The sequence below is a fragment of the Butyrivibrio sp. genome (genome assembly GCF_017433805.1).
Lineage (GTDB): Bacteria > Bacillota > Clostridia > Lachnospirales > Lachnospiraceae > Butyrivibrio.
Genome location: NZ_JAFRGN010000063.1, coordinates 1 through 18103 on the forward strand (window position 1 = coordinate 1; position 18103 = coordinate 18103).

14 protein-coding genes are annotated in these 18103 nt (G+C 41.3%); 8 read left to right on the forward strand and 6 right to left on the reverse strand.

The window, feature by feature from the left end:
• A partial coding sequence (locus IJI01_RS13905) for an ATP-binding protein (RefSeq protein ID WP_292191687.1) occupies positions 1-1271 on the reverse strand: 1271 nt, incomplete at its 3' end.
• 281 nt (positions 1272-1552) lie between these two features.
• Here IJI01_RS13905 and IJI01_RS13910 point away from each other — a divergent pair.
• Positions 1553-2023 carry a helix-turn-helix domain-containing protein gene (locus tag IJI01_RS13910; RefSeq protein WP_292191689.1) on the forward strand — a complete coding sequence of 157 codons (471 nt, stop codon included), beginning with the start codon at positions 1553-1555 and terminating at the stop codon, positions 2021-2023.
• A gap of 76 nt (positions 2024-2099) precedes the next feature.
• On the opposite strand, the gene IJI01_RS13915 is transcribed toward IJI01_RS13910, so the two are convergent.
• The 3 genes from IJI01_RS13915 to IJI01_RS13925 all read right to left on the reverse strand — a co-directional run bounded on the left by IJI01_RS13915 (position 2100) and on the right by IJI01_RS13925 (position 6589).
• The gene (locus IJI01_RS13915) at positions 2100-3542 is read right to left on the reverse strand and encodes a vWA domain-containing protein (protein WP_292191691.1); all 1443 of its coding nucleotides are present in this window, start codon (positions 3540-3542) and stop codon (positions 2100-2102) included.
• 349 nt (positions 3543-3891) lie between these two features.
• Positions 3892-5550 (reverse strand): glycosidase, encoded by a 1659-nt coding sequence (locus IJI01_RS13920; RefSeq protein WP_292191694.1) that lies wholly within the window; start codon positions 5548-5550, stop codon positions 3892-3894.
• Between the two features lie 58 nt (positions 5551-5608).
• Positions 5609-6589 carry an adenylylsulfate kinase gene (locus IJI01_RS13925; protein WP_292191697.1) on the reverse strand — a complete coding sequence of 327 codons (981 nt, stop codon included), beginning with the start codon at positions 6587-6589 and terminating at the stop codon, positions 5609-5611.
• 174 nt (positions 6590-6763) lie between these two features.
• Here IJI01_RS13925 and IJI01_RS13930 point away from each other — a divergent pair, with 174 nt between their 5' ends.
• The 6 genes from IJI01_RS13930 (at position 6764) to IJI01_RS13955 (ending at position 13768) form a co-directional block, all read left to right on the forward strand.
• Positions 6764-7777, forward strand: a complete 1014-nt coding sequence (locus IJI01_RS13930; RefSeq protein WP_292191699.1) for a LacI family DNA-binding transcriptional regulator — start codon at positions 6764-6766, stop codon at positions 7775-7777.
• 399 nt (positions 7778-8176) lie between these two features.
• The gene (locus IJI01_RS13935; protein ID WP_292191702.1) at positions 8177-9505 is read left to right on the forward strand and encodes an ABC transporter substrate-binding protein; all 1329 of its coding nucleotides are present in this window, start codon (positions 8177-8179) and stop codon (positions 9503-9505) included.
• Between the two features lie 89 nt (positions 9506-9594).
• Complete coding sequence (locus tag IJI01_RS13940; protein WP_292191705.1) at positions 9595-10644, forward strand: carbohydrate ABC transporter permease; 1050 nt, start codon at positions 9595-9597, stop codon at positions 10642-10644.
• Positions 10644-11513 carry a carbohydrate ABC transporter permease gene (locus IJI01_RS13945; protein WP_292191708.1) on the forward strand — a complete coding sequence of 290 codons (870 nt, stop codon included), beginning with the start codon at positions 10644-10646 and terminating at the stop codon, positions 11511-11513. The genes IJI01_RS13940 and IJI01_RS13945 overlap by 1 nt, the downstream gene beginning before the upstream one ends.
• Before the next feature lie 202 nt (positions 11514-11715).
• Entirely contained in the window at positions 11716-12744 is a 1029-nt protein-coding gene (locus IJI01_RS13950; protein ID WP_292191711.1) for a hypothetical protein, read from the forward strand.
• Between the two features lie 16 nt (positions 12745-12760).
• Positions 12761-13768, forward strand: coding sequence for an HD-GYP domain-containing protein (locus IJI01_RS13955; RefSeq protein ID WP_292191714.1), 1008 nt, complete (start codon positions 12761-12763; stop codon positions 13766-13768).
• Between the two features lie 4 nt (positions 13769-13772).
• Here the strand turns inward: IJI01_RS13955 and IJI01_RS13960 are convergent, their stop codons facing one another.
• Complete coding sequence (locus IJI01_RS13960; RefSeq protein WP_292191717.1) at positions 13773-15083, reverse strand: sugar phosphate nucleotidyltransferase; 1311 nt, start codon at positions 15081-15083, stop codon at positions 13773-13775.
• Between the two features lie 130 nt (positions 15084-15213).
• Complete coding sequence (locus IJI01_RS13965; protein WP_292191720.1) at positions 15214-16188, reverse strand: SH3 domain-containing protein; 975 nt, start codon at positions 16186-16188, stop codon at positions 15214-15216.
• A gap of 188 nt (positions 16189-16376) precedes the next feature.
• On the opposite strand from IJI01_RS13965, the gene glmS reads away from it, so the two are divergent.
• A partial coding sequence (gene glmS / locus IJI01_RS13970; protein ID WP_292191723.1) for a glutamine--fructose-6-phosphate transaminase (isomerizing) occupies positions 16377-18103 on the forward strand: 1727 nt, incomplete at its 3' end.

Here is an 18103-nt window from a genome sequence, read left to right on the forward strand (position 1 = left end):
CCTGTAGTTTTCATCTTATCCTGACGTGAAGCTTCTCTTTCGTTGAACCACTTCTTGATACTATCGAGGTTATTACAACTTGTCATACTATCTCTAAGCGCAGCAATGACAAGCCTTTTAACCTTCTCATCATCTCTGCTAACAAGACCAGCCTCAAGCTGTGACTCTAGCTCTTTTTCCAAACTATCAGCCTTTGAAGTAATCCAGACACCATTATCAGAAGTAGTCTCTGCACCAACTTTAGCCGCCTGAGCTTTGATTATCTCAAAGAGTTCCTTCTGCACTGCCTGACTCTGAGCGTATTCCTTGAACTCCTCCATGAGCTTATCTGTGAGGAGCCCTATGATACTGAGCTTTTCGTCAAAAGAGCCTTCTCTGATAGCTTTTTTATCCTCAGGAAATCTTCCTTCAAGAATCTCAGGAATCTTGTAAAGCTCATTGTACCTACGGTAGAGCTCATAGTAAGTAGCAAAGTCTCTGGAAATATCTTTATTCTGAAGATATTGAACTGTGAGATTTTCATCCACAGCAATTCCGAGCTTCTCGTGCACCTTGATAACTCTGGAAAGGTCTTCCCAGCCTCTGGCTGTCACAAAGCTTCTGCCATCAGCATTGGTCTGGATGCTATAGAAATTATCTTTTTTGATCTCAAGGTATGCCATGATTGAGCCGTGAACTCCAGCCTTGTAAGCATACGTCTTCCAGGACTCAAAATCCTCTTCTATATTTATTTGTCTCACACGGTCGAGCGTAACAATGTCGAAATCTCTTACGGACTTGTTGTACTGAGGAGGGTTTCCGGCAGTTACAATTATGAATCCATCAGGGAGCTTATGACTTCCAAAGGTCTTGTACTGCAGAAACTGTAGCATTGTTGGCGCCAGTGTCTCTGATACGCAGTTGATCTCATCCAGGAAAAGAATTCCCTCATGAATTCCGGATTTCTCAACCTGCTCATACACTGCACCGATTATTTCGCTCATGGTGTACTCAGTTACAGAATATTTTTTACCACCAAACTCTTTTTCAGAGATCATTGGAAGTCCAATGGCACTCTGCCTTGTGTGGTGGGTAATTGTATAAGAAACCAGATTGATCCCAAGCTCGTGGGCAATCTGCTCCATTACTGCAGTCTTACCAATTCCGGGAGGTCCCATCAGCAGGATTGGTCGCTGTCTCTCAGTTGGTATCTCATATTGGCCGGCCTCATCCTTCTCAAGATAGGCGCGAACCGCATTTTTCACTTCTTCTTTCGCCTGGTCGATATTCATAATGACTCCTTAGTGTTTTGGAACATATCATCATTTGCCATTATATCCCAAAATGCAGGCTTTCACCACTTCATACCGCCAAGTTTCCATCACGCATTTATTCCTATATTGCAAAGGAAAGCCCAACCTCAAAGAAACTACTCATATCAAGAAGATTGTCGAACTTCTACAATATAAGTTGTATCTTTTTAGTCTTAGATGATATTATAAATCTCAATTTGTACTATTTCGGTACCTTCAGGACTATTCTTATAGTGAATAAATGGAGGTAAACCAATCTTATGAGTGATTCACCGCTTTCCAAATACTTAAGACTTCTTAGAACCCAAACTGATTACACGCAGGATGATCTGGCCAAATATCTTGGCGTCACACGTTCCACCTATTCCCATTATGAAAATGCAAGGCTTATGCCACCCACAGATTCTTTGTACAAGCTATCTGCTTTCTACAAGATTTCTTTATCCAAATTAGTGAGGCTGTCTGTACTTAGTTCCGGTAAGGAAAATGAGAATATTAAGGCTGCGGAATATGTGATTTCAGATGAAGACATGGAATTCCAGTTTGAGAAGTTATATCAGGATTTCCTGGATGAATGTTCAGATATGTCGCCCTCCCAGTTGAATAAGTGGGCAACTATAGAAGATCGCGAGATTGTATACTATTACCATCAGCTCCCAGGACATGACAAGAGACTTATGAATTACTTCATGAAGATTGCCCTGTTAAAAGAGCCACGCGATAAAAAATAATATATGTAAACAATCCCGATGTATGGCGTAGTACTTACTGCCCGCATCGGGATTTATTATATAGGATGTCTTTATTCTATATGTATAGCCTAAGTGCCCAGTCTGGCACTTTTTCGTCGTCATAGTCCTCATCCTGTGCGAAAATGAAGGCTGTATCATAGGTTGTTGGCTTATCAGGATATTCTCCGTAGCCATCAGTGAAATATATAAGGCCTTTCAGATTTTCGAATTTGCTCTGACTTTTTAGCTCTTCTACATATTCAAAAACGGGTCTGAAGTCTGTTCCATAGCCGCCTTCCACGTGAATTTCAGAAGAATATTTATTCATTTCATCAGTATTTTCAATAAAAACTGTTCTCTGAATCTGATTGTCGCACTGAATCACGCAGATTTTAATCTTCTGAAAAAAGTTATCCCCATCAAGAAGTATGGCTGCTGTCTCATCGAGAAACCTCTGAACCAGGCTGTCCTTACAGGAAGCAGAGGTATCAATTGCTATTACAAGTTCCTGAATCTTTTTGACTTCCCTGAATTCATTTTCTTCTATGAGAGGCATATTTCCATAGTGATCAAGACCAAAAGAATACATTCCATAGTCAAAGCTATCCAGATCCACTCCGCCTTCTTCTCTTAGAACCTTAAAGCGCTTTAGGAATTCTCTGTAATCAGTTCTAGTGGTGTTCTGAACCTCTAAGAGCCATGTTAGTTTTCCGAGTCTGTCACTGTGCTCTTTTCCAATGGTCTCGATTTCAGTCTGGATTCGTTTTCCTTCTTTATCCCAGTTCTTCTTGGCATCCTTAATCTGTTGAAGCCGCCTAGGGTTAATGTACTTAGTTTTCTTTTTGGTATCCTCTGATTCATCACCCATGGGATTCTGGAAATCCTCATCAAGTGGAGGCATCTCTTTATCATCCTGACTATCTTTTTTATCAGGATCATTATTCTGATCTGGCTGATCCGTTAATCTGGACCAGAACCCGTGATCATCAAGCGCAAACTCCCGCTCCAGCTTCTCTATTTCAAAGATATCAAGCTCATGCTCCTCAGAAAAATATCTATAGAGCTTTTCTACTGTCAGAACCTTAACTTCTTTTTCAAGAAGCTCGTACCATCTGTCGCGATAGTCAGAAGATACTCTGTAGATGCATTGATAGTCCATTCCATCAAGGATTGACTCAACAACTATATCAGCACATATATCAAAAAGGCGTTCATCAGAGTAATTCGCAGATGTATACATATGCATAAATATGCAATGAAGTAGCATATGCAGATAGGTACGATTCAGCTTCCCCGGTTCCTCCACAAAGAGCCTCAGCACATGGGATGGATTAAACCTGATGTTCACAGCATCTGTACCCACAGTAGTCGTAGACAGATCCATCTCATACCCCAAGCTATTAAGGGCCGCCCCAAAGAAACGCATATCAATATAAAGTTCTGTTCTCGACGCTCCCAGAACCCTTTTCCCAGTTTCTTCCAATTGTTCCCGCTTACTCAAACTAATTGTTTCTGCCATCTATTATTACTCTCAAAAATATAGTATTCCAAACTAAATGTTTTAAAAGTTACGTTTTCATCGCATTCTTAATATCTACACCAGTAACAGTATAACATCAAAAGTCTATAAGAATGAAGCACTGTCAAACATACTTGACTGACATATGCATATACATAAAGTGATTCGTCGGAAATGTGCAGTTCTCGTATTGCAAGATGATTTACAAAAACAAAATAGGAGCCATATATTTCTGTTATGGGGCAACATGTCTGAGGTGCAGAGCACCGAGTTTTGCCCCAAGAAATATATGGTTCCTATTGGTTTTTAGTAAATCACGAAGCAAACGAAAACCAACATTTCCACCGAATCACTTGATTTCATATGTATAGTCTGCAAAGTTTGCTGCAAGTGAGATCTTGTGGTCACCGTTAGTCCAGGTGAAGGTCATCACGCTACCATTTGTCTCGATATCAAGCTTAGCATCAAATCCAAAGGCAGGATTTGTGTTACGAAGTCTCAGAAGTTCAAGCTGCTTCTGCACTACCTCTTTTCCCATGGCAGCATCAATCTGCTCAAGTGTCAGGTTAGTTCTGTTGATCTCCTTGTGTCCGCCAGCACCAGCGCGCTTAACAGCCTCATGGTCATTCTTACCTGCAAAGAGGTCAAGGTACCAAATCTGTGGCTTACCTGGCATGAACATCTGGATTGCTCTTGCAAAGAGCATCTTCTTGTCATCATCACCAAGAGCGCTGTAGTAAGTAGCATTAACCTGATAGTACATATTCTTGGCGCCATGGAGATCCTTGACATATCCGCCTCTTCCAACGATAGTCTGGATCATCTCTTCAATATCCTCATCAGCAAGGATTCCCTTAAGATCAAGGAGAGGAATACCATCGTGGCAGCCAAGCATGTTGACTACACGGATTTTCTTTTCCTGAATCTCGTTAGCCCACTTGGCAAGCACTTCTCCGTCGTGGTGCTCAATAGCGTAGATCAGAAGTCCTGGAAGGAAGAAATCATAAGTCATGTAGCCCTTACCAGCAACTGTCTCATAGATCTTCTCTTTGTAGCTTGCGTGAATCTCTGGTAAAAGAGATACATTAAACTCGTCAGCGAGCTTTTTAACCTTTTCAAGTACATCCCAGGTATCAGGCTCGTTGAGGAAGTTCTTCTTGCCTGGCTCCTTAGGTGCATAAGCAAAGGCATCAAGTCTTACGATTCTGGCGCCATAGCCTGAAAGAGCCTTAAGTGTATTACGATAGTGCTCCCAAACAAGGTCAGACTTGATATTCAGGTCCATCTGTCCAAGATAGCGCCTTCCTGATTCCAGCAGATCTACTACTGCATCCTTATATTCTTCATAGCCAGTATAGTCGATCTCCGCTGGCTTTTTACCCTCATTAAGTCCCTCGCAGACTCTCTCAGAAAGTCTCTGAGCTGCCAGATACTGAATATCGATCTTGTCCATCAGATCCTGTGCATCTGGTCTCTTGTACTGTACTTCCTGATAAAATGTATTCCAGTATGGAACGTCCTTGCCATCTGGCATTCTGACCATCAGGATAGGAAGTCCCGGTTTTCTAAAGAACATGTCCTTGATGTACTTCTCATCTGGCTGAATGTAGCCATCTGCTGTCATTTCTCCGCAGCCTTTCCAGAACTTATTCCAGTTGATGAAGAAGTCAGCGTACTTGGACTTCTCACCATTCTTAATAAGATCCTGGAACTGTGGTGAAAGAACTGAAGCGTGATTAAGGATAAAGTCAAGCTTAAGGTTGATTCCAAGCTTATCAAGAGCCTCAAGGTCCCTAGCATCAGCAAGCTCTTTGTTGATACCGTAATCTATAACAGAAAAGCCTCTATCCAGATCAGTATTAAAGATACTTGGAAGGATATAAAAAGACTGGAAAACATCCTCAAAGTCCTTCTTTTCAAGAACAGAAACAATGTCAGATAGTGTGCCACCCATGCTATCAGGGTATGCATTTAACATTGGTCCGTTATCCACGAAATTTTTACTCATTTAATCTCCTCATCAAATAACAACTATACCCTCGTAACCCAATAAATACCTGCTGATCTCAGATGCCCATCAGCTTCTTGAACTCGTCATAGCTGATAAGTTCGCCTGCCTTAGTGATAATGATCTTGGCCTTGTGCGCCTGATCAACGAGCTTCTGCTGCTCAAGCTCCAGAACCATCATTGTGAATGGGCTGTCGAGCTTGCCATCTCTATTTCTGGATCTTCTGTGCTCCAAAGTCTCCTGTGGAGTACTGTTGAGAAGAACTGGAATATCAACCTGTGACATATAATCTGAATTACCATGTGTCCACTCTACGATGAGAACCTGCTTGCTGCTCATATCAACCTCATCGTACCAAAGAGAAGCTTCATCTCTTCCCATTCTCTTAAGGAAAAGCTTGTCAGCACCGTCCTTGAAGGACTTCATAATCTGATCTACTTCTTCGAAATCTGTTTCCTTAGGTGTTCCAAGGTAGTCGTTAAGTCCCTTTGAACCGCCTTCCAAATAGTACTTGAACCATGTGTCAGTTTCTGCATGTGCCTTATTTGCGTCATCTTCAGCTATCTGCCACTTCTTAAGTACTTCCATGTTTTCTGGAGACATGACACCAGCGTCAACCATTGCTCTGATGCCGCTCTCTCTAAATGTATGAAGTCTTTCTGCATCATTGTACATAGGAATACGATGTGGATAATTATCTCCAGACATTGTGTAGCTGCCTATTCCAGCCTGTTCCAATAAATATGACAGGCATGACGCAATTTCTGATTTACCTACACCAGAACCGCCACATACAGCAACAACAGCGCGTCCGTACTTATTAGAACCCATAACCTTTTTGAGCTCTTCTACTAATTTAGGGAAAATAGTCTTGGCCTTGGCTGTATGACTATCGCCAATCTCTATCTTGTCTCCTGGCATATCACCATGAGGGATATCTGCAGGGATCTGGACACCAGCTACCTTCTCAGGTGCTGCCTGCAGTTTCTCGATAACAGTATCTGCAGCTTCAGATATTCTGTTGTAATTTGTATTCATAATTCTCCTCTTTCTTTTTATACCGAAATGAATAAAAAATGTTTGTGACATCAAAGACAGTTCTGTATAATTATGCATATAACAAACCATGTCTTTTGACAACTTATGTTCCGCCATGTTATTTTGAACACAAGATACAATAACTTTTTTTCTTTGTAAAGTCCAAAAAAAATTATGATTACGATTAAAGAGATTGCAAAACAACTTAACATGAGCACTACAACAGTTTCGAATGTTATCCACGGAAAGACTGGCGAAGTCTCTGATGATACCAAAAAGAAGGTTCAGGATTTCCTCGATAAAGTTGATTATGTGCCGAATATAAATGCACGCAACTTAGCGCAGAATGAATCCAAGATCATCGGCCTCGCTCTGAAAGCTCGAGCAGATAAGTACGAAAATCTGATAATGGATCCCTTCGTTTCAGAGCTCATCGGTGGTGTGGAAGAAACCATCAGAAATGCCGGCTATTTCATGATGTTGTATATTTCCAGTGATACTGTAGAAATCATGCGTCATGTATCAACCTGGAATGTGGATGGCCTTATCCTGTTTGGTATGATCGGCGATGATGGCATCCGTGTCAGTGAGAAATACAAAAAGCCTATCGTATGTATAGACACTTACAGTATTGAGGGGCTCAAGCATTTCACAAACGTCGGTCTTGATGATGAGCAGGGAACCTACGACATCACTAATTACCTGATCAAACAAGGCCACAAAAAGATTGCTTTCCTGTCAGATAACATGAATGGCGTCGATCTTGCAAGACTTAATGGCTATAAAAAAGCTCTGGCAGATGCTGGAATCAAGTACAAATCCACCAACTTCCTCAAGATTCGTCCTCGTTCGAGCGAAATCGAAGAAAGTTTGGATGAAATATGCAAAAGATCAAGTGAATTTACTGCTATTGTCTGTGTTTCAGACCTATATGCAGTAACTCTTATGGCAGCATTAGAGGACAGAGGAATCTCTGTACCAGATGATATTTCCATTGTCGGCTTTGATGATAACATGCTTGGCAAGTACCACAGGCCGGCACTTACTACTGTTCATCAGGATATTAAGGCAAAGGGTGTCACAGCAGCTGATACACTACTCAAACAGCTGGCTGGCCATAAAACACCTAACCAGATTCAGCTTCCAACCAAACTCGTCATCAGAGATACAGTCAAAAAAATAAGTTAATAATTAACTAAGCCTGATTTTGAGTGCAGATAGACAAGAAAACTCTTGCCTATCTGTATTTTTTTGACTATTTCTGACATATTCATCAACTTTTTACAACACATTTATCTATACAACATGAACAAAAAGACTTTTGCGCATAAGTTCCAATTATTAACTAATTATTATATATTTATTAAGCGTTAAACCATTATTTTATAAAAAAATTATATTCAGCAATTCCCCGTGTTTATCTATATTACAGCCATTTTGAGTTTTGCAGTTCAAGACATTATCTCGATAAATACTTGTTTTTTGTGCAAATGTGTGATATTTTGAATTTAGCGTACAACTTATGCGCAAAAGGAACCGCCAAAAGTTAAATATGTTATGGCAAAATGCACAAAAGGAGGATTACAAATGAAAAAGAAACTCATGTCAGTTCTTTTAGCTGGCGCTATGGTAGCATCTCTTGTTGCCTGCGGCTCAACAACTGACACAACAACAACATCTGACAACACACAGACTCAGACAGAGACTACAACAACAGAGACTCCTGCAGCAGATACTACAGCTACAGCATCATCTGTAGAACCAGTTCGTCTTCTTAACGGTAAGCCTGAAATCAACGACCAGATGCAGGCACTTGCTGCCAAGTATCAGGAAGAGACAGGAAACGTTCTTACAGTTGAGACAATCGGTGGTGATACAAACGCATCTGACGAGCTTAAGAAAATGTATCAGGCCGACAACATGCCTGACATCTTCGTTATCGAAGCTAACCAGGCTGCAACATGGGACGGAATGCTTGCAGATCTTTCTGGTGAAGATTGGACAAACAAGACAGGTTTCGAACTTGTTGACGCTAGCATGGGAACAATCGGATTCCCTTACACAGTAGAGGCTACAGCTCTTGGTTACAACGCTGATCTCCTTGCTAAGGCTGGTGTAGATCCTGCTTCTCTTACAAGCCCAGATGCTTGGAAGGCTGCTTGCGAGACACTTGATGCCAAGAAGGATGAGCTTGGAATCACAGCTGTATTTGGATGGTGTGCTGAGCCAACAAACCTTGGCTGGTCTTCAGGTACACACGTATTTGGTCAGTATCTTGACGCAGGTCTTAAGGCTGACGACACAACATACATCGATCTTCTTAACGATGGTGGTAAGATTGATGAGGCTAGAATGAAGAAGTTTGCTGAGTTCATCGGCATGATGAATCAGTATTCAGATCCTGCACTCCTCATCGACGGAACATATGACAATCAGGTTGCTGGATTCAAGGAAGGCAAGTATGTCTTCATCACACAGGGTAACTGGTGTGTAACATCTCCTGATGACGTATCATTCGAGTGCGGCTTTGCCCCATATGCATTTGAAGATGGTATCAACACAATCATCGCTGGACCACCTTCATATTGGGTAGCATATTCAGCAGGTAACGTTGACGGTGCTAAGGCATTCTTCAACTGGTGCGCAGGCGATTCAGCTCAGAACATTCTCGTTAATGACGCTGGTCTTGTATCTCCATTCGATGATTGCCAGTATGAAGCAGTTAACCCATTCTACAAGAGCATGAACAGCTACATCACAGCTGGTAACTACTCAGGATGGCACACAATGCTCAAGAAGGACGGACTTCAGAACTCAACTTGTAACGTATTTGCAGATTATGCAAAGGGCAAGCTCGATGCTGACAAGTTTGTTTCTACAATGGCTCAGGTAATTGCTGATTATTACGCACAGTAATAAGATATATTTTGGGGGCAGGGCACACGTGCTCTGCCCCATTCTTTAACTAATCTATTTTATCCACACCCATGAAAGGGGGATCTCACATGAGTACATTTTCTATAGGGAGAAAGGCTGTATCATTCATAAGCCTTATAGCAGGAATTGTGCTTGCGATAGCCGGTTTGGGATTGTCAATTGCTAAGACTGGTAACGCATCTAGGGGAGCAATGCTCATCGGCGGTGTAGTTTTATTCTTTATCGGACTATACTTATTCCCCACACTCAAGCATCACCGTTCAATCATCAATTTCATTTTCCTATTTCCACTTCTGTTTGCCTTCATGGTAACAGTAATCATTCCTCTTGTTCTCGGTATCGGATACTCTTTTACTGACTGGGACGGTATCAGAATGAAGAGTGTTGTTGGTATTGCCAACTACACCAGAATGTTTAAACAGCCTGCATTCTTGTGGTCAATTCTTCTCACTTTTTTGTTTGTTGTATTTAACATGATCTTAGTTAATCTGGTAGCATTTTTACTTGCTCTTCTCTGCACATCCAAGATCAAAGGTCTGGGATTCTTTAGAGCAGCTTACTTCCTCCCTAACCTTATCGGAGGAATCGTACTTGGTTATATCTGGCAGTTCATTTTTAGTAATGTAGTAACTAAGTTCACTGGAACTTATTCAATGCTTTCGGACACAAATACGGCATTCATTGCCATTATTATCGTATATATCTGGCAGTACGCAGGTTATATCATGCTGATCTATATCACAGGACTTAACACAATTCCAGGAGATGTATTGGAAGCGTCTGCTATTGACGGTGCTAACAAGACTCAGACTCTTTTCAACATCAAGCTTCCTATGATAGCACCAACTATTACAATCTGTACTTTCCTTACACTTACATCTGCTTTCAAGCAGTTTGATGTAAACCTTGCTCTTACAAATGGTAAGGGGTCAGTAGAATTCCTTGGTTCTTACATCGCAAACGGAACCGAGATGCTTGCACTTAACATTTACACTACAGCAGTTATCAACAACGATTACGCTCTTGGTCAGGCCAAAGCCGTTCTCTTCTTTGTTATCCTTGCTGTTGTTTCAATTGTTCAGGTTCGTATATCTAATAAGAGGGAGGTGGAATTATAATGCATACCAAGGAAAAAACTTCCAGCGTTATCATCAGATTTATAATCGCTATAATCATTGCGGCATATGTATTGTTCCCATTTTTCCTGCTTCTTATTAACTCAGGAAAGGCTACCTCAGATATTACTGCTAATCCAGTAAGCTTCTCAGGAGCAAGCTTTGCGCAGTTCGCTGATAACATCAGGGCCGTTGTTAATGATCCTAACTTCATGTTCTTTACATCCTTTGGATCATCAGCACTTATCACTGTTTTGTCTCTGGTTCTTTTATCACTCTTTGGAGCCATGGCAGCATGGGTTATCTGCCGTAACAAGACAGTTTGGTCAACAGTTATTTACTTTACCTTCATCGCATCAATGATCATACCTTTCCAGGTAGTAATGCTTCCACTCATTTCTACTTTCCGTGATGTTGGTAAGTTTATTGGTATCCCTATGCTTCAGTCAGTTCCAGGTATTGTGTTCGCCTACCTGGGATTCGGCGGAGCGATGACAGTATTCATCTTAAACGGATTTATCAAGGGTGTTCCTTATGACCTTGAAGAGGCTGCATCAATCGATGGATGCTCACCAGAGCAGACATTCTTCCAGATTATCTTCCCTCTTCTGACTCCGGTTATCACAACAGTTACCATTCTTAATGGTATGTGGATCTGGAACGACTACCTTCTGCCATCTATGATGCTTGGTCAGAATGGTAAGGTTATGACTATTCCTATAGCAATCCAGAAGTTTGTAGGCTCTTACGTTAAGAGCTGGGATAGAATCCTTCCTGCAGCACTTCTTGCTATCATCCCTATGATCATTATTTTCCTTATTGCTCAGAAGCAGATCATGGAAGGTATGATCGAAGGTGCTGTTAAGGGTTAATTACATACGCAAACCACTTGTTTTACCATATAGAAGCGATGGAGCTTAATGCTTTATCGCTTCTTTTTTCTTTATAGTTTTATCAGATTCCTGTTATTTTATTAATGCTATAATGTTAGAGTAGAATGACTATAGAGCGACTTATTATGTCCTCATTTAATAACAGGCAACAGCTTTTTAGCCCTCAGAAAGGGGTTCTGTTATGAATAAGAACTACGATTGTATTGATGGAAATATGGATGTTCTTATGTATGACAACACCATTAAGAAAGTGCGCAATCTTAAGAAAGAAGACGCCATCTATTCCATCAACTACGACGGAGAAGAATTCAGATATACAAAAGGATATGTTCTGGAGATCTCCAAAAAAAGAGCAAGCGCCGTGAAAATCACTCTTAAAGATAAGCGCACTCTCATCTGCAGCCCTGACCACCAGTGGCTTACCCAGCAGGGATGGCATTTTTCTTTTGACGATAAATCAATTGCTGACATAGCATGCTTCCTAAAAAGAGGCATGATAATGTTCGGCTTTTCCCAGAATATAACTGCAAGATTACCTGAAACAAGACTGTACATGGAAGGCTATATTATCAGCCTGGAGATCTACGGCCGAAACCTTGCCCCTCTTCCAAGCGGAGAACACGGAATCTTTGTTTTTCATAATGTCGATGTAGCCAGGCGAGCATATAACTATCTATGCTATCTGGGCATAGAATCTACTTTGTCAGATTATCTGGCGACTGATATCAATACCAATGAAACATTTATGACCAAACAGATATGTGTTTCTTATAAGGACATGCTCAAATTCTCAGAAAAATCTTACAAGCGCAAAGATAATGCGGAGTTTATTCGTGGCTTTGTTGCCGGAGTCTATGACGCTGATGGAAACATCAACCCTCTGTTAAAACACATAAAGAGTCCACGACAGGATTACCTGTCAATTATGAAACGCGGAATGGAACTGTATGAGTTCGAATATTCCTATAACAGTGAGTTTATGGAAATTACTCTTATAGGTGGACCTACAGAGCTTATAAGATTCTACAATATCTTTACTCCAGTAAATACCGGAATGGTAGAAAACCTCACCATGAGAAACAGACGTCTTGAAAAGACAAGAATAGCCAAAATCGAAGAAGTTAAATGTAATGATCTGTATGAGATTACAACTTCCACCAGAAATCTCATCATTAATGGAATAGTATGCCACGATTGTATTACTGTTTAATATAAGGTGAGTGATCATGAGATATGTCAGAAGAAAAGATCTAAGGCCCGGAATGATCCTGGCGAATAATCTATATGATAACAATGAGCAGATTCTTCTAAAGGCTAATACTGCCCTTTCGGAGTTCTACATTAATAGAATTGCGCGTCTTGAATATGAAGGTGTTTATATTTTTGACGGAGATGACATTGAAAAGGGTAAACAGCTTATTTCTGATGAAACCAGAATTAATGCCATTAGAAAGCTTAAGAGGCTCGATATCAACGCCTGTATTTTCCTCGCTAACAATATTGTTCAGGAAATCAGAGGTTCTGAATCTCTCATTATTGAACAGGTTTCACTTAGTAGCTACGATAACTACACCTATGTTCACAGCGTAAATGTAGATGTTTCTTCAGTTATTATAGGAATCGGCATGGGGCTTACAAATGCCGAGCTTGAGAAGCTCTCACAGGCTGCCCTTCTTCACGATATCGGTAAGGTTGATGTACCGATTGAGATCCTGAATAAGCCTGCAAGGCTTACTCCGGAAGAATATGCAGAAATGAAAAAGCACCCCTTCTATGGTCTGGAGCGCCTTCGTAAAAAAGAAGGTGATGAGCTGGCTGCTGTTATCAAGAACGCAGTCTATTCTCATCACGAAAATTGGGATGGAACCGGTTATCCACGAGGTCTGTCCGGCGATGCAATTCATAAATACGCGCGTATCATCCATGTAGCAGATGTATACGACGCGCTTACTACAAAGCGCGCATATAAGGATGCCATGAATCCAGCTGATGCCATCGAATATCTGATGGCTAACAGTGGAACAATGTTCGACATAAATGTCGTTAACACTTTCATTCATTACATAGCGCCTTATCCTATGGGCTGCACTATTCTCCTATCCAACGGACAACAGGGTGTTGTCCTTGAGAATAATGGCAAAAACCTCTCGCGCCCTAAGGTTAAGCTTGAAAATGGTACCGTAATAGACCTTATGGAAAAACTCAATATCACAATCCTGAGTATATTAACCTGATCAATTAATTCTTGTATTTGATCTTATCTTCTACGCTGATCTCATTGCCGATCTGAACCTCGATCATCTTGAGCTCAGTCTCTGCACTAACTGTGTGCTTGCAGCCAGCCTTCATAGAGATAACATCTCCTGCCTTAACAGCGCTCTCTACTCCATCAATGACTGTATGTCCTTCTCCGGAAATAACAACCCATACTTCATCTCTGTGCTGATGGCTGTGATAGTTCATAGCATGTCCAGCATTAAGAGTAACCTTGATAGTCATGCTACCTGGCTCTACATCAACTACCTTGAAGCTTCCCCAGCTCTTCTCAGCAAACATGATCTGCTGCTCAATTCCATCAACAAATGGCTTGATATATGAGCTCTGCTCCTTGTCTGATACAAGGATTCCCTCTGGAGATGCAGAGATAACAACATCTGTAAGTCCCATTGCAAGAACAGGTACATCCATCTCATTAACGATGTGAACGCCCTTGCAGGTCTCATTCATGATTCCCTTACCTACAACGCTCTCTTCCATAGCCTCTGTAAGAGTGTTCCAGGTTCCAAGATCCTTCCACTGTCCAGCAAAACGCATTACCTGAATCTTATCCTCTTTTTCTACAACAGCGTAGTCAAAAGAAATCTTGGTAAGAGTATCATACTTGCCGAAAAGATCATTGTAATCTGTAAAATCAATAAGCTCATGCGCCTTATCAAGTACGTACTGAAGCTTATAAGCAAATACACCACCGTTCCAAAGAGCGCCCTGGCTGATGTAATCCTTGGCAACTTCTACAGATGGCTTCTCCTTGAAGGTTGAAACCTCGCTCACCTCTTCCTTGGAAGCAGGAATGATATATCCGTATTTCTCAGAAGGATATGTAGGCTCAATTCCCATAAGAACAAGATTAGCCTCGCCCTTATCTGCCTGATCTGAAAGAGCCTTAAGTGCCTCAAAGTACTCATCCTCAACGTATGGATCAACAGGGCATACAACTACTGACTCCTCAGGGCTGATACCAAGAACATCAACGAGGTAGCTTGTAGCAAGTGCGATTGCAGGAAATGTATCTCTTCTGCAAGGCTCTATAGAAATACCAACATCTGAACCGAGCTGGTTGTGTATAGCAGAAACCTGTGTCTTACTGGTTGCTATAGTAACAGAAGCATCCTTATCAATCTTCTTGATCTGGCGATAAACTCTCTGAACCATAGATTCATATGAGCCATCCTCTGTCTTAAAAATCTTAATAAACTGTTTGGATCTTATATCATTAGAAAGGGGCCATAAACGCTTACCTGAGCCGCCTGATAAAAGAACAATATTCATTTCAAAAAACCTCCACTACATAAATCAACCCTGAAAGGTGAAAACCTTTCAGGGCAGGTATTCGTAATTATTATAGCTTGTATACACTAACAGTCAAGACCATGGGCAATAGTCTGACTTACGGATACAATCAAGCCTGCTGACTGACAACTGACATATAATAAGAATAAAGATTCTTGTAAGTTTCCTTATTATAATGAAGTCCGTCGTTAGTGCTATATCCTGTCTGCATCAGATAAGAATAACTGTCTATCCAGTGAACTCTTGAATCAAGGCCATTCTGAAGAGCTGCATTAAAGTTCTCTATCTGAGCATTAGATACATTGCAGCTGCCTACAGGAGTAACGGATGAATAATAAACAGTAATTCCTGCATTCTCCCAGGTATCAATATTGTCATTGACAAGCTTGATATATTTGGAAGCATTAGACAAATCATTGACACCAAAGTTGATGATCATAATAGTGCCCTGTCCGGCATAACTAGGAATCTGTCCAATAGCTGTATTCTTGAAGTAGCTATAGCCCTCGCCAATCTTGGCAATATATGCCTTGTCAGTTGAGCCAACAGCCATCTGCATTTGTACAGTTCTGGAATCTCCCACAAATAAATATGGGATTCCTGGCATCTCTTCTACCATGTAGTCGCCTCTGATATATCCAATCAGATCCTTATATAACACCTCAAACCAGCCGTTATCTGTAACGCCTGTAACCTCCATCTCGGTTCCCCAGGCAACCTTACCTATTCTGTCATAATCCGTTCCAGCACCTGCTCTTACATTAACAGTATCACTGGCAAACATCCTTGCTACATTCTCATATTCTGTGACAGTAAAAGCAGTAAGAGTAAGCTCTGCAGCATTCTCTTCCTTGGCAACCAGTGTAGTATCGAGATATTCCTCATACTCATCGGCTGTCTCAGCAACTGCGTTGATAGTGTCGTCAGTAATTGTTCTGACTACTGTCTCTGATGAAAAGTTAGTAGCTGATAAGGTATCTATATCTGGTTTGTCACTCACAGCCATACCAAATCCAAGAGCAGTACAAAAAACTGCAGAAAAAGCTATGAGTATAATCAGGTTTTTCTTTTTTTCTTTATACATGTTCATAATCCTATTTCTGATTCGCATAAATAAAAAGCATTCCCCAACCAGTGAAATTTTACAATGGTCTTAATAATATGTCAAATTTGACTAAAAACTATCAAGCTATTATAATGTAGCATGTCTTTTTATGAGCAAAATTTGTCACTATTATATAAGGAATAAACTAATACGCGATAGGAGATAATATGTGCGGAATAATTGGTTACATTGGTAAAAGAAGCACCAAAGACATTCTTCTTGATTCACTCGAGCTTTTGGAGTACAGAGGATATGACAGTGCTGGTATAGCTCTTTTCCCAGAAGGTGCAAATGAACCTATAGTTAGGAAGATTGCTGGACGTGTTTCTAATCTTCGTGAGGTCTGTGCTGATGTTACAGACGAGTCATGTGCAGGAATCGGACACACACGTTGGGCAACTCACGGCGGTGTAAGTGATGCAAACGCTCACCCACATCACCATGGCAAGGTTACACTTGTACACAACGGTATTATTGAAAACTACAAGGAACTTATCAAGGAATATAACCTCAAGGATCAGCTCCTTTCTGAGACAGATACAGAAGTTGCAGCTTCTATTCTGGACCACTACTATGATGGTGATCCAGAGGCAGCTATCAAGGAGACAATCAAGGTTCTGAAGGGAACATTTGCTTTTGCTATTCTCTTTGCAGATCAGCCTGGCAAGATTTTCGCTGTACGTAATGTCAGCCCAATCGTTGTTGCTATGACAGATCACGGCGCACTCCTTGCTTCTGACGTTGCAGCACTTGGTGTACATGCCAAAGAGTATGCTTTCCTTCCTGAGTATCACGTTGCATGCCTCTCTTCTAAGGGCATCATCGTTCACGACGAGAAGAGACACGAGGTTCCTCTCCAGCTGATGACAATCGACTGGGATACAAGCCGCGGTGGCAAGGGTGGATATCCTTTCTACATGGAAAAAGAGATCCACGAGCAGCCAGATGCTATTAAGGATACTGTTTCTCCTCACATTATTAATGGCAAGACCTCTTTTGCAGAGGAAGGTATTCCAGATTCACTCTTTAGAGAGAATCAGAACATCGTCGTTATTGCCTGCGGAACAGCTATGCATGCCGGACTTATCGGACAGCAGCTCTTCCACACACTTGCTAACATCCACACAGATGTAGCTATTGCTTCAGAGTTCACATATACTAATCCTGTTATCAAGCCAGGTACACTCGTTATCGCAGTTTCACAGTCAGGTGAAACAATCGATACTCTCGAGGCTATCAAGTTTGCCAAGAGAAAGGGTGCCAAGGTTCTCTCAATTGTTAACGTTAAGGGTTCAACAATTGCTGACAACAGTGATTACTGTATTTATACACATGCAGGTCCAGAGATCGCTGTAGCAAGTACTAAGGCTTTCACAAGCCAGGCTTCAGTTTTCTATCTCCTGGCTATTCATGCAGCAAGACTTAATGGTCTTCTTGCACCTGAGGAAGTTGCACATTACCTTGATGAGCTTAACAGAATCCCTGAGATCATCAGCCAGATTCTCGAGAAGAAGTCATTCATTCAGAAGATGACCAACAAGTTCCTCTCACATGATCAGGCATTCATGATCGGTAGAGGTCTTGACTACTCACTTCTTTTGGAAGGCTCACTCAAGCTCAAGGAGATTTCATATATCCACTCAGAGGCATATGCTTCAGGAGAGCTCAAGCATGGTACTATCGCTCTTATCACAGACGGTATTCCTGTAGTTGCTCTTGTTACACAGTCAGCACTTGCTTCTAAGGAGTACTCAAATATTCGTGAGGTTCAGTCTCGTGGTGCAAGCGTACTCCTCATCACAAGAGAATCTCTTTACAAGGATATGAACATTCCAGAGGAAGATACATTCATTCTTCCTGAGATGGATGACCTGTTCATGACCTTCCCAGCAGC